This window comes from Sphaerisporangium sp. B11E5, from assembly GCF_039871875.1.
Classification (GTDB): domain Bacteria; phylum Actinomycetota; class Actinomycetes; order Streptosporangiales; family Streptosporangiaceae; genus Sphaerisporangium.
Window position 1 is genome coordinate 1 of the sequence record NZ_JBDPMD010000091.1, and the last position, 11,955, is coordinate 11,955.

An 11,955-nucleotide genomic window follows, 5' to 3' on the forward strand; every position below is an offset into this window, starting at 1 on the left:
CGCCCCGCCCACCATGGCCCCGTCCGGCTTCCGCCGGCCGCCACGCCGCCCCACCCCCGACCCTCACCGAGGCCGCCGCCCCACCCCCTGCGCCACGCCGGTGGGCGCGCTGTCCCCCCGCCCGTCCGCCGCCCTGATCCCCCGCCGCGCCGCCGCCTCCTACGGCGCCATGGCCTGGTCCCCCTGGCTCAGAGCCCACCGCCCCAACGCCTTCCCCCACCGCCAGGCTTCCTCGCAGTGGCCGGGCACCCAGGCAAGGCGAGGCACCCAGGGCGCCCAGGTGCCCCGTGCCTTCCTGCCGTGGTCACGCGGCTGACACGGTCCGGCGGGGGTCTGAGCGCGTACACGGTCAGGGACGATCCACTGCTCGGCACGCGGGTGTACCCACGGCCGGTCCCGGCCGGGCTGGCCGGGCTGGCGCCGCGGGTGCACCGGGCCGACTGGCCGGTGTGGCTCGGGCCGGCGCCGAGGACGTCCCGGGACGTCCTGGAGTTGTGCCGGTTGCAGACCGCCAGGGGGCTCGCCGTGCTCGGCTGGCTGGCGGGGGCGGACGTCCCCGACGACGTCGGCTGGCTGTGGCCGGGGTGCCGGCTCTCCGGGGCGCGGCAGCAGCTCATGTACGGCGCCGCCGCCGCCGTCCCCGGCCCCGTGCTCGGCCTGGTGGTCGCGAACTGGACCTGGGTGCTCGACACCCGCCTCGCGGGGCAGGTGACCGCGCCCTACCTCGCCGGCACGGCTTACCCCGACGACGGCTTCACCGCCGCCCAGGCCACCGTGACCCTCATGCGGGTCTGGGAACGCCACCAGGCGGCCCGCCCCGCCCTCGGCGCCGCCTGGGCCGTCGCCCGCACGGTCGCCGACTGGTGCAAGGCCGCCGAGCTCCACGCCGCCCACGGCCACGAGGCCCCGGTCTTCACCTACCCCCGGGGGCCGCTCCCGCCCCCGGGGGACCTGCGGCCCTGGATCACCCGCCTCCTGCGCCTCTCCTGAAGCCCTCCGGGCCGTCAGTGCCCGGCGTCGGGCGCGTCGAGGTGCCGCTTGATGGAGCGCTGGATCTCCAGCTCCGCCTCCACCCGGCCCACCCAGTTGGCGCCCTCGACGGACTTGCCGGGCTCCAGGTCCTTGTAGACCTCGAAGAAGTGCTGGATCTCCAGCCGGTCGAACTCCGGCACGTGGTGGATGTCGCGGATGTGCTCCATGCGGGGGTCGGTGGCCGGGACGCACAACACCTTGTCGTCCCCGCCCTTCTCGTCCGTCATGCGGAACATGCCCACCGCGCGGCAGCTGATGAGGCAACCGGGGAAGGTCGGCTCCTGCAGCAGCACGAGGGCGTCCAGCGGATCGCCGTCCTCGCCGAGGGTGTCCTCGATGAAGCCGTAGTCGGCGGGGTACTGCGTGGAGGTGAAGAGCAGGCGGTCCAGCCGGATCCGGCCCGTCTTGTGATCGACCTCGTACTTGTTGCGTTGCCCTTTCGGGATCTCAACGACAACGTCGAACTGCACCGCGGTTCCTCCGCTCGCGCCCACCGGGCACTCCCGGATGGGCATTAATGTCTCGTAGGCGTATATCCAGGATGACGCATGCGGGAAAGGGGTCGGTGACGTGGTGCACCGTGAACGCCTGGTCGCCGTGGCGACGCTCGCCGCGCTGCAAGTGTTCGCCGTCGCCGCCGGCGCCGCCCTGCTCGCGGGTGACGGGCTGAACACGACGCCGCGGCCCCCGGCCGTGGCCGTCGCTCCGACCCCCGCTCCCGTGCCCATTGTGACGTCAGAACCGGTGCTCGTGTCCGGGGGCCAGGGAACGGCCCCGTCCAAGGGCACCCTCGGGGCCCGGCTCGCCCAGGCGCTCGGTGACCGCGCGCTCGGCGGGAACGTCGCCGCCGTCGCGGTGGACGTCACGAGCGGGGACCGGCTGTTCGGCAGCCGTGCCGACACGGGCCTCACGCCCGCCTCCACGACCAAGGTGGTGACGGCCGTCGCCGCGCTGACGTCCCTCGGGCCGGACGCCAAGATCGCGACCCGGGTCGTGCTGGGCAAGGGCCGGTCGATCGTCCTGGTCGGCGGCGGCGACGCGATGCTGGCCGGGCCGAAAGCGGGCAAGGGCGGGTACCCGCGGCCCGCCACCCTGGCCACGCTGGCCGCCCGCACGGCGAAGGCGCTCAAGGAGCAGGGGGTGACGTCGGTCACGCTGAGCTACGACGACTCGCTGTTCTCCGGGCCCCGCACCGCGCCCGGCTGGAAGCCCGGGTACATCCCCGAGGGCAGCGTCGCGCCGGTGTCCGCGCTGACCATGGACGAGGGCCGTACGGACCCGGACGGGGACGCGCGGTACCCCGACCCGGCCGGCGCCACCGCGGACGCGTTCCGTGCCCTGCTCGCCCGCAACGGCGTCAAAACGGCCAAGGCGGTGAAGCGGGAACGAGCGCCTTCCGGCGCGGCGGAACTGGCCCGGGTGGAGTCGGCGCCGGTGTACGAGCTGGTGGAGCACATGCTCACCGTGAGCGACAACGACGTGGCCGAGGCGCTCACCCACCTCGTCGCGGTCAAGGAGGGCAAGCCGGGCAATTTCCCCGGCGGCGCGCAGGCCGTGCAGGCGATACTCAAGAAGCTCGGCGCCGCGCAGGGGGTCGCCACCTACGACGGCAGCGGGTTGTCCACCCGCAACCGCATCACCCCGGCGGCGCTGGCCCGGCTGGTGTCCCTGGCGGCCGCGCCCGGCAACCCGCACCTGCGGTCGGCGATCAGCGGCCTGCCCGTCGCCGGGTTCACCGGCACACTGGACAACCGGTACGACCGTCCGGACACCCGGCCCGGGGCGGGCATGGTGCGCGCCAAAACGGGCACTTTGAACGGAGTGAACACACTCACCGGCCTGGCGAGGACCGCCGAGGGCCGGCTGGTCGCGTTCGCCTTCATGGCCGACGAGGTGGCCGATCCGCAGGGCGCCATGGCCGCGCTGGACCGGCTGGCCACGGTCGTGTCCCGATGCGGCTGCTCATGAACACGCCGCGCGACGTACGGTGGTGAACATGCAGGTGATCGACTGGGACCTGGCCGTCGCGACCGGTGTCCGTCTTGTCCGCCCCGGCCCTCAGGTGAGCCGAGAGGAGGCGAGGCATGCCGTCCTAGAGCTCAGACGGCTGTCCCGGGAAGCCGAGGAACACGTCCAGGAGTTCGCACGCATCAACGGCGCCGCGGCTGCCGTCGAGGCGACCGTCGTCGACCGTCCCGGCTGGATCCGCGCGAACGTCGACGGGTTCCGGGTGGTGCTCGAACCTCTGACCGAGCGGATGAACGAACGCCGTTCACAGATCCCCGCCATCGTGGGCGCCGTGGGCTCCCGCGTGACCGGCGTCGAGGTCGGCGCCGTCCTCGCGTTCCTCGCCGCCCGGGTGCTGGGCCAATACGAACTGTTCCTCCCCCCCGACCCCGACGGCCGGTCCCCCACCGGCCGCCTGACTCTCGTCGCCCCCAACATCGTGCACACCGAGCGGGAGCTGGGCGTCAACCCGCGCGACTTCCGCCTGTGGGTCTGTCTGCACGAGGAGACCCACCGGGTGCAGTTCACCGGCGTCCCCTGGCTGCGGGAGTACGTCCGCGGCCAGATGACCGACTTCCTGCTGGCCTCCGACCTGGACCTCGGCACCATGCTGGAACGCCTCCGCGCCGCCTCGGACGCCGTGGCCGACGCCATCAAGGGCGGCGAAGGCAACCTGATCGACGCCATCCAGACCCCCGAGCAAAAAGAGATCCTCTCCCGCCTGACGGCCGTGATGACCTTGGTGGAAGGCCACGGCGACTACGTGATGGACGCCGTGGGCCCCACCGTGGTCCCCTCCGTGGCCGAGATCCGGGCCAAGTTCCAGCACCGACGAGAAGGGGGCTCCCGCCTGGACCGCACCATCCGCCGCCTCCTCGGCGTGGACCTGAAAATGAAGCAATACGCCGAAGGCGCGGCCTTCGTCCGCCAGGTGGTGGGCGAGATGGGCATCGACGGTTTCAACCGCGTCTGGGGATCCCCCCAAACCCTGCCCACCCACACCGAGATAGCCAACCCCTCTCTCTGGATCTCCAGAATCAGCACCCAACCCCAACTCCCCAAGGCCAACGGCCACCCCTGACCCCCCACCAGGGGTCTACGTACCGCCGGCCGCCGCCGTCCACGGGCACCCCGCTCCACGGGCACCCCGCTCCGCGGGGGCCCGCATCCCCGCGGCCCTCGCGTGGGCGATGTCGGTGTTGTGTGCGGCGGTGGGCCGGTGAGTCCGGGAGACTGGGGGTATGGGGCCGCATCCTGCCGTGGCGGAGGTTCGCCGGGCTGTTCGAGGGGCGTTGGACGGGGTGCCTGAGGGGGCACTCGTGTTGGTGGCTTGCAGTGGGGGTGGGGATTCGCTGGCGTTGGCGGCGGGAGTGGGGTTCGTGGCGCCTCGGGTGGGGGTGCGGGCGGGGGTTGTGAGTGTCGATCACGGGTTGCAGGAGGGGTCGGCGGGGCGGGCGCTCGAGGTTGTGCGGGTGGGGAAAGGGCTGGGGCTGGACCCGGGGGAGGTGCTCACCGTGACGGTGGGGACGGCGGGGGGGCCGGAGGCGGCGGCGCGGGAGGCGCGGTACGAGGCGCTGGGGGAGGCGGCCCTGAGGTTGGGGGCACGGCTTGTGCTGCTGGGGCACACGTTGGACGATCAGGCGGAGACGGTGTTGATGCGGCTCACCCGGGGCAGTGGGACGCGGTCGCTGGCGGGGATGCCCGCGGCGTCGGGGATCTACCGGCGGCCCTTGCTGACGGTCAGCCGGGCGACCACCAAGGCCGCGTGTGAGGCGCTCGGGCTCAAGCCGTGGGACGACCCGCACAATGACGACCCGGCCTACACGAGGGTCCGGGTGCGGCACGAGGTGCTGCCGGTCGTCGAGCGAGCGCTCGGGCCGGGGGTGGCCGCGGCGCTGGCCAGGACGGCTTCGTTGTGCCGGGACGACGCCGACGCGCTCGACATGTGGGCCGACGAGGTCTACGCGCGGATGCGGGCGCTCGGGGAAGGGCTGCGGGTGGCGGACCTGGGTGACCTGCCGGGGGCGGTGCGCAGGAGGGTGATTCTCAGGGCGGCCCTGGAGGCGGGGGCGAAGGGCTCCGCGCTCGGGGCGGTGCACATCGAGCAGGTGGAGCGGCTGGTGACCGGGTGGCGGGGGCAGCGGCTCGTAGAGCTACCCGGGGGGGTGGGCGTGGTCCGGCGGTATGGCACCCTGATATTCGCCAGCACCGTCTCGTGAAGGAAAACCCCTGGTGGACGCAGCCGACATGGGCAGGGACCTGGAAAAGGTCCTCATCTCCGAGGAAGAACTCCAGACCAAGATCAAGGAGCTCGCCGGGCAGATCGACGCGGACTACGCGGGCAAGAACCTCCTCATCGTCGGGGTGCTCAAGGGTGCCGTCATGGTCATGGCGGACCTCGCCCGGGCCCTGCACATCGAGGTCCAGATGGACTGGATGGCCGTGTCGTCGTACGGCGCGGGCACCAAGTCCTCCGGCGTCGTGCGCACCCTCAAGGACCTCGACACCGACATCGCCGACCGCCACGTCCTCGTGGTGGAGGACATCATCGACTCCGGCCTGACCCTGTCGTGGCTGATCCACAACCTGCGGTCCCGCCGCCCGGCCTCCGTGGAGATCTGCACCCTGCTCCGCAAGCCGGAAGCGGTGAAAGTTCCGATCGACGTGAAGTACGTGGGTTTCGACATCCCCAACGAGTTCGTGATCGGCTACGGCCTGGACTACGCCGAGCGCTATCGCAATCTGCCCTTCATCGGCACTCTTGCCCGCCATGTCTACAGCCCGGAGTAAGCCCTGAGCGAAGCGGGCATTCGCCAACTGGGGTGATGCCCTGTTTTTCCGCCTCCTCGTGGGGAACACGGGACTGCCTGGCGTACGTTGGTAGGACAAAGCCGGTGTCGCCGGTGCAGTGATCCTGCGCGGCACCCCGGTGTACCTTCGGATCTCTCGGGGAGCCCTCGCTCCCTGGGGTTTCACGAGGGAGCGGTTAGGGATGCCGCTACCCCCGGGTTCGCCCGGGGCCAGGCCGTGCTGAGGGAAGGGACGGGCCCGCAGGGGTTCCGCATCGGATGGATCTCAAGCGATTTACACGTGGGCCACTGCTGTGGATCCTGGGCATCGTCGTGCTGCTCCTCCTGGCTTCCACATTCTGGAGCGGCAACAGCAACTACGCCCAGAGGGACACTTCGTTCGTCATCAGCCAGATCCAGAAGGGCAACGTCGACAACGCGGTAATCGTCGACAAGGACCAGCGGATCGAGATCAAGACGAAGACCAAGATCGACGGCGAGGACCGCTTCTACTCCTCCTGGGTGCAGGGCCAGGGTGTCGAGCTGCAGAAGCAACTCCAGGCGCAGGCCGACGCAGGCCGGCTCCCCGGCGGATACAAGATCACCGTGCCGACCGAGAACTTCCTGGTCGGGCTGCTGGTCAGCTTCCTCCCGATCGTCGTCATCGTGCTGATCTTCCTGTTCATCATGAACCAGATGCAGGGTGGCGGCTCGCGGGTCATGAACTTCGGCAAGTCCCGGGCGAAGCTGATCACCAAGGACACGCCGAAGACCACCTTCGCCGACGTCGCGGGGGCCGACGAGGCCATCGAGGAGCTCCAGGAGATCAAGGAGTTCCTCCAGGCGCCGGCCAAGTTCCAGGCGATCGGCGCCAAGATCCCCAAGGGCGTGCTGCTGTACGGCCCGCCCGGCACCGGCAAGACCCTGCTCGCCCGCGCGGTCGCGGGTGAGGCGGGCGTGCCGTTCTACTCCATCTCGGGTTCCGACTTCGTCGAGATGTTCGTCGGCGTCGGCGCCTCCCGGGTCCGCGACCTGTTCGAGCAGGCCAAGGCGAACGCCCCGGCGATCATCTTCATCGACGAGATCGACGCCGTCGGCCGGCACCGCGGCGCGGGTCTCGGCGGCGGCCACGACGAGCGCGAGCAGACCCTCAACCAGTTGCTGGTCGAGATGGACGGCTTCGACGTCAAGGGCGGCGTCATCCTGATCGCGGCCACCAACCGGCCCGACATCCTGGACCCGGCGCTGCTGCGCCCGGGCCGCTTCGACCGCCAGGTCGTCATCGACCGGCCCGACCTCGAGGGCCGCAAGGGCATCCTGCGGGTGCACGCCCGCGGCAAGCCGTTCGCGCAGGACGTCGACCTCGACGTCATCGCCCGGCGCACCCCCGGCTTCACCGGTGCGGACCTCGCCAACGTCATCAACGAGGCGGCGCTGCTCACGGCCCGGCAGGACCAGAAGCTCATCACGATGAGCACCCTCGAGGAGTCCATCGACCGCGTGATGGCCGGCCCCGAGCGCCGCAGCCGGGTCATGTCCGATCAGGAAAAGAAGATCATCGCGTACCACGAGGGCGGCCACGCGCTGGTCGCGCACGCCCTGCCGAACTCCGACCCGGTGCACAAGATCACCATCTTGTCCCGGGGCCGTGCGCTCGGCTACACGATGACCCTCCCCATGGAGGACAAGTTCCTCGCCACCCGCTCCGAGATGATGGACCAGCTCGCCATGCTGCTCGGCGGGCGTACCGCCGAGGAACTGGTGTTCCACGAGCCCACCACCGGCGCGGCCAACGACATCGAGAAGGCCACCTCGATCGCCCGCCGCATGGTGACCGAGTACGGCATGAGCGAGCACCTCGGCGCCCGCAAGTTCGGCTCCGGCAACAGCGAGGTCTTCCTCGGCCGCGACATGGGCCACGAGCGCGACTACTCCGAGAAGATCGCTTCCACGATCGACGAGGAGGTCCGCCGGCTCATCGAGGCCGGGCACGACCAGGCCTGGGAGATCCTCGTCCAGTACCGCGACGTGCTCGACAACCTCGTGCTGGAGCTCATGGAGAAGGAGACCCTGTCCCGCGAGCAGGTGCTCCAGATCTTCGCCCCTGTGGTCGTGAAGGAGAAGCGCCCGTCGTACTCCGGTTACGGCAAGCGGCTGCCGTCCGACCGGCCGCCCATCCTGACCCCGCGGGAGCTGGCCGGCAACGGCAAGGGCGCCATCCAGGCGGCCGGGCCCATCCAGCCGGGGCTGCTGGGCGGCAACGATCGGCCGGTGGCGCAGGACGAGGCGTGGCCGAGACCGCAGGACGAGGCCTGACGAGTGACGCAACCGCTCAAGGTCGACTCCGAGCGGATCGAGAAGGCCGTCCGCGAGATCCTGATCGCCATCGGCGAGAACCCGGACCGCGACGGCCTGATCGACACCCCCGCCCGGGTGGCACGCGCGTACGCCGAGCAGTTCGCGGGGCTCGGCCAGGCGCCTGAGGACGTCCTGACGACGGTCTTCGACGCCGACCACGACGAGATGGTGCTCGTGAAGGACATCGAGGTGTTCTCCACCTGCGAGCACCATCTGGTGCCGTTCCACGGCGTCGCCCACGTCGGCTACGTGCCGAACGACAAGGGGCAGATCACCGGCCTGTCCAAGCTGGCCAGGCTGGTGGACGTCTACGCCCGCCGCCCGCAGGTCCAGGAGCGCATGACGTCGCAGATCGCCGACGCGCTCATGGACGTGCTGGCCCCGCGCGGAGTGATCGTGGTGATCGAGGCCGAGCACCTGTGCATGACCATGCGCGGTGTGCGCAAGCCCGGCGCCAAGACCATCACCTCGGCGGTCCGCGGCGACTTCCGCGACAGCGAGAAGACCCGCGCCGAGGCGATGGCCCTGATCCTCGGCCGCCGCTGATCAAGCGCCGGGCCTGTTCCGCCGCTGGGCGGAGCGGGCCGGCCGCCGTGCGCGCGAGAGCCGTCCTCGGGAGCCGCCACGCGGACGTGACCAGGGCGGGGTCGCCTCAACGGGAGTGGCGCAGGAGCCGTCGGCCCCCCACCGCCGAGCCGTCGAGGCCGGTGCGGCGGGCCGATTCGTTATCCACAAGGGCGGACCCACGGCATGGTTCGCATGGGGGAACCACCTAGGCTGGACGCCATGACCACTTGGACGCTGCCCGGGCTGCCCGCGCGAGGGCGCTGCCTCGTCATGGGCGTGGTCAACGTCACCCCCGATTCCTTCTCCGACGGCGGCGAGTGGTTCGACCCCGACATCGCGGTGCGCCACGGCCTCGACCTGGTGGAGCAGGGCGCCGACATCGTCGACGTCGGCGGCGAGTCCACCCGCCCGGGCGCGGCCCGGGTCTCCCTGCCCGAGGAGCTGCGCCGGGTCGAGCCGGTGATCCGCACCCTGGTCCAGGAGGGGGTGACCGTCAGCGTCGACACGATGCGTGCCGAGGTGGCCGAGGCCGCTGTGGCGGCGGGCGCCGCCCTGGTCAACGACGTCAGCGGCGGCCTCGCCGACCCGGCGATGCCGCGCGTGGTCGCCGCCGCCCGCGTGCCGTACGTCGTGATGCACTGGCGCGGCCACAGCCAGGACATGGAGGGCCGCGCCGTGTACGCCGACGTCGTCACCGAGGTCTCCGAGGAGCTGCGCAAACGGGTCGACTCGGTGCTCGCCGAGGGGGTCGCGGAGGACCAGATCATCCTCGACCCCGGGCTCGGCTTCGCCAAACGCCCCGAGCACAACTGGTCCCTGCTCGCCGCCATGGGCGCTCTCAACGAGCTCGGCCACCCCGTCATCGTCGGCGCCTCCCGCAAGCGCTTCCTCGGGAAGCTGCTGGCCGGGCCGGACGGCGTCCCGCGGCCGTTCAGCGGCTGCGACGACGCCACACTCGCGGTGACCGCGCTGGCCGCCCACGCCGGTGCCTGGTGCGTGCGCGTCCACCACGTGCGGCCGAACGCCGACGCGGTGCGGGTCGCCGCGGCGTGGCGCGCCGGTGAGGGGGGCCGATGAGCACCGCGTCCGCCGAGATCGAGAAGCTCAACGAGGCGTTCTACAGCTCCATCGAGAGCGGCGACCTGGACAAGATGACCGACATCTGGGCCGAGGACCAGGCGGGCCGGGTGGCGATGTGCGTGCACCCCGGCTGGCCCATGCTGACCGGCCGGGCCGAGGTGCTGCGCTCCTGGGCGCTGATCATGGCCAACACGCCGTACATCCAGTTCGTGCTGACCGACGTGCGCACCACGGTGCTGGGCGATGTCGCGGTGGTCACCTGCGCGGAGAACATCCTCACCGCCGCCGACAGTGAGGACGCCACGTTCGCCGCGGGCCGCGTGGTCGCCACCAACACCTTCGTCCGCACCCCCGCCGGCTGGAAGCTCTGGTTCCACCACGGCTCGCCGGTCCTTCAGGGCGACGACGAGGAGGAGGCCGAGGAATGACCCCGCCGGCACGCCCCGCCGCCGGCGCCCACCGGGCGGTCGGCGCCGGCCCCCTGGGCGGCGCCGGGACCGACACCGTGCGGCTGGCCGGGCTCCGGGCCCGGGGAAGGCACGGCTGCCTGCCTGCCGAGCGCGAGCTCGGGCAGGAGTTCGTGGTGGACGTCACGCTGTACCTGGACACGGCGCCCGCCGCGGTGAGCGACGACCTCGCCAAGACGGTCGACTACGGCGAGCTCGCCGTGCGGCTGACCCGCATCGTCGAGGGCGAGCCGGTGAACCTCATCGAGACGCTGGCGCATCGCCTGGCCGCGGCCTGCCTCGCCGACGAGCTGGTCGAGGAGGTCGAGGTCTCCGTGCACAAGCCCGCCGCGCCGGTCCCGGTCCCGTTCGGCGACGTGATCGTGACTGTGAGGAGGAGGCGGGAATGAAGGTCGTGCTGGCGCTCGGCAGCAACATCGGCCACCGGTTCGAGACTCTGCAAGGTGCCGTCGACGCGTTGTTCGACGCGCCGGGCCTGGAGTTCGTCGCGGTGTCCCCGGTGTACGAGACCGAGCCGGTGGGGGGCCCGCCCGATCAGCGCAACTACTTCAACGCGGTGGTGATCGGCCGCACGATGACGCTCGGCCCGCGGGCCATCCTGGAGCGCGCGCTCGGCGTGGAGACCGCCTTCGGCCGGGTACGCGACGAGCCGTGGGGGCCCCGCACACTGGACGTCGACGTGATCATGGTAGGCGACCTGATGTCCGACGACCCCGAACTCACGCTGCCGCACCCCCTGGCCCACGAGCGCGCGTTCGTGCTGGTCCCCTGGGCGCAGATCGACCGCGAGGCCATGCTTCCCGGCCGCGGCTCCGTCGCCGCCCTGCTCACCGGCCTCGACCAGAAGGGCGTCTGGCTCCGCCCCGACCTCGCCCTGCAACCCCCGGACTGACCCCGTTGTGGGTCGTCCGGTGTGATGAGAGGAAGGAGGGCGGGTGACTCCGAGCCGTCCTGGTGTGCTCGTTCTGCTGGTGGCCGCTGTTGCCGCGCTGACGTGGGTGGTGCTGCAGCAGGTCTACTCCAGCCTGCCCACCGTCCCGTGGACGGCCATTCCCACCGTGCTGCTGCTCGCCGTCGGCGAGGCTTACAGCGGGTACATGACGCGGGCCCGCATACGGCGTGAACCGGGCACCAAGCCTGTGGAGCCGCTCGCGGTGGCGCGGCTCGCGGCGCTGGCCAAGGCTTCCGCGCACGTCGGCGCGGTGTGCGCGGGCATCTTCGCGGGCTTCGTCCTCCATGTGCTGCCGCTGCTTGACCAGGACACCCCGCGCCGTGACTTCTTCCTGGCCGGCGGCTCCCTGGTCGCCTGCGTCGTGCTGATCTGTGCCGCCCTGTTCCTGGAGCACTGCTGCCGGGTCCCCAAGGCCCCGGACGAGGAACCACACCCCTGACGCACGCCGCGATCCCGGCCCGCGGTCACCGGCCCTCGACGCGGGACAGGCTCTCGAACGCGGGACAAGCTCGACGTGTGACCGGTCCTCGGCGTGTGGCGGGTCCTCGGCGTGTGGCGGGTCCTCGGCGTGTGGCGGGTCCTCGGCGTGTGGCGGGTCCTCGGCGTGTGGCGGGTCCTCGGCGTGTGGCGGGTCCTCGGCGTGTGGCGGGTCCTCGGCGTGTGGCGGGTCCTCGGCGTGTGGCGGGTCCTCGGCGTGTGGCGG

General features: G+C 71.6%; 14 protein-coding genes. 13 read left to right on the forward strand and 1 reads right to left on the reverse strand.

The window, feature by feature from the left end:
- Together ABGB17_RS38395 and ABGB17_RS38400 are read left to right on the forward strand one after the other, a co-directional pair.
- Positions 1–316 (forward strand): hypothetical protein (locus ABGB17_RS38395; RefSeq protein WP_347639243.1); only part of this gene is annotated, 316 nt, incomplete at its 5' end.
- Positions 301–990 (forward strand): hypothetical protein, encoded by a 690-nt coding sequence (locus tag ABGB17_RS38400; RefSeq protein ID WP_347639245.1) that lies wholly within the window; start codon positions 301–303, stop codon positions 988–990. The genes ABGB17_RS38395 and ABGB17_RS38400, both read left to right, overlap by 16 nt.
- Positions 991–1,004: 14 nt before the next feature.
- On the opposite strand, the gene ABGB17_RS38405 is transcribed toward ABGB17_RS38400, so the two are convergent.
- On the reverse strand, positions 1,005–1,502 hold the full coding sequence (locus tag ABGB17_RS38405; protein ID WP_347639247.1) for an inorganic diphosphatase: 498 nt from the start codon (positions 1,500–1,502) through the stop codon (positions 1,005–1,007).
- A gap of 100 nt (positions 1,503–1,602) precedes the next feature.
- Here ABGB17_RS38405 and dacB point away from each other — a divergent pair, with 100 nt between their 5' ends.
- The 11 genes from dacB to ABGB17_RS38460 all read left to right on the forward strand — a co-directional run bounded on the left by dacB (position 1,603) and on the right by ABGB17_RS38460 (position 11,691).
- Positions 1,603–3,000, forward strand: a complete 1,398-nt coding sequence (dacB, locus tag ABGB17_RS38410; RefSeq protein WP_347639249.1) for a D-alanyl-D-alanine carboxypeptidase/D-alanyl-D-alanine-endopeptidase — start codon at positions 1,603–1,605, stop codon at positions 2,998–3,000.
- Positions 3,001–3,028: 28 nt separating this feature from the next.
- Positions 3,029–4,120, forward strand: a complete 1,092-nt coding sequence (locus ABGB17_RS38415) for a zinc-dependent metalloprotease (protein WP_347639251.1) — start codon at positions 3,029–3,031, stop codon at positions 4,118–4,120.
- A 160-nt stretch (positions 4,121–4,280) separates the two neighbouring features.
- Complete coding sequence (gene tilS / locus ABGB17_RS38420; RefSeq protein ID WP_347639253.1) at positions 4,281–5,258, forward strand: tRNA lysidine(34) synthetase TilS; 978 nt, start codon at positions 4,281–4,283, stop codon at positions 5,256–5,258.
- Between the two features lie 13 nt (positions 5,259–5,271).
- A complete protein-coding gene (hpt, locus tag ABGB17_RS38425; RefSeq protein WP_347639255.1) occupies positions 5,272–5,829 on the forward strand; it encodes a hypoxanthine phosphoribosyltransferase in 558 nt (185 codons plus the stop codon).
- Positions 5,830–6,107: 278 nt separating this feature from the next.
- Complete coding sequence (gene ftsH / locus ABGB17_RS38430) at positions 6,108–8,144, forward strand: ATP-dependent zinc metalloprotease FtsH (RefSeq protein ID WP_347639258.1); 2,037 nt, start codon at positions 6,108–6,110, stop codon at positions 8,142–8,144.
- Positions 8,145–8,147: 3 nt separating this feature from the next.
- The gene (folE, locus tag ABGB17_RS38435) at positions 8,148–8,732 is read left to right on the forward strand and encodes a GTP cyclohydrolase I FolE (protein WP_347639260.1); all 585 of its coding nucleotides are present in this window, start codon (positions 8,148–8,150) and stop codon (positions 8,730–8,732) included.
- A 240-nt stretch (positions 8,733–8,972) separates the two neighbouring features.
- Positions 8,973–9,830 (forward strand): dihydropteroate synthase, encoded by an 858-nt coding sequence (folP, locus tag ABGB17_RS38440; RefSeq protein ID WP_347639262.1) that lies wholly within the window; start codon positions 8,973–8,975, stop codon positions 9,828–9,830.
- Entirely contained in the window at positions 9,827–10,261 is a 435-nt protein-coding gene (locus ABGB17_RS38445) for a nuclear transport factor 2 family protein (RefSeq protein ID WP_347639264.1), read from the forward strand. Before folP ends, ABGB17_RS38445 begins: the two co-directional genes overlap by 4 nt.
- Positions 10,258–10,689 (forward strand): dihydroneopterin aldolase, encoded by a 432-nt coding sequence (folB, locus tag ABGB17_RS38450; protein ID WP_347639266.1) that lies wholly within the window; start codon positions 10,258–10,260, stop codon positions 10,687–10,689. The genes ABGB17_RS38445 and folB overlap by 4 nt, the downstream gene beginning before the upstream one ends.
- Positions 10,686–11,192 (forward strand): 2-amino-4-hydroxy-6-hydroxymethyldihydropteridine diphosphokinase, encoded by a 507-nt coding sequence (folK, locus tag ABGB17_RS38455; RefSeq protein ID WP_347639268.1) that lies wholly within the window; start codon positions 10,686–10,688, stop codon positions 11,190–11,192. The genes folB and folK overlap by 4 nt, the downstream gene beginning before the upstream one ends.
- 43 nt (positions 11,193–11,235) lie before the next feature.
- On the forward strand, positions 11,236–11,691 hold the full coding sequence (locus ABGB17_RS38460; RefSeq protein ID WP_347639269.1) for a DUF3180 domain-containing protein: 456 nt from the start codon (positions 11,236–11,238) through the stop codon (positions 11,689–11,691).
- Positions 11,692–11,955: the final 264 nt, after the last annotated feature.

Bases quoted from the DNA above. Each gene is read 5' to 3' on its own strand.
- tilS (WP_347639253.1), top strand. From the start codon at position 4,281: ATGGGGCCGCATCCTGCCGTGGCGGAGGTTCGCCGGGCTGTTCGAGGG.
- folK (WP_347639268.1), top strand. From the start codon at position 10,686: ATGAAGGTCGTGCTGGCGCTCGGCAGCAACATCGGCCACCGGTTCGAG.
- ftsH (WP_347639258.1), top strand. From the start codon at position 6,108: ATGGATCTCAAGCGATTTACACGTGGGCCACTGCTGTGGATCCTGGGC.
- ABGB17_RS38445 (WP_347639264.1), top strand. From the start codon at position 9,827: ATGAGCACCGCGTCCGCCGAGATCGAGAAGCTCAACGAGGCGTTCTAC.
- folB (WP_347639266.1), top strand. From the start codon at position 10,258: ATGACCCCGCCGGCACGCCCCGCCGCCGGCGCCCACCGGGCGGTCGGC.
- folP (WP_347639262.1), top strand. From the start codon at position 8,973: ATGACCACTTGGACGCTGCCCGGGCTGCCCGCGCGAGGGCGCTGCCTC.
- ABGB17_RS38415 (WP_347639251.1), top strand. From the start codon at position 3,029: ATGCAGGTGATCGACTGGGACCTGGCCGTCGCGACCGGTGTCCGTCTT.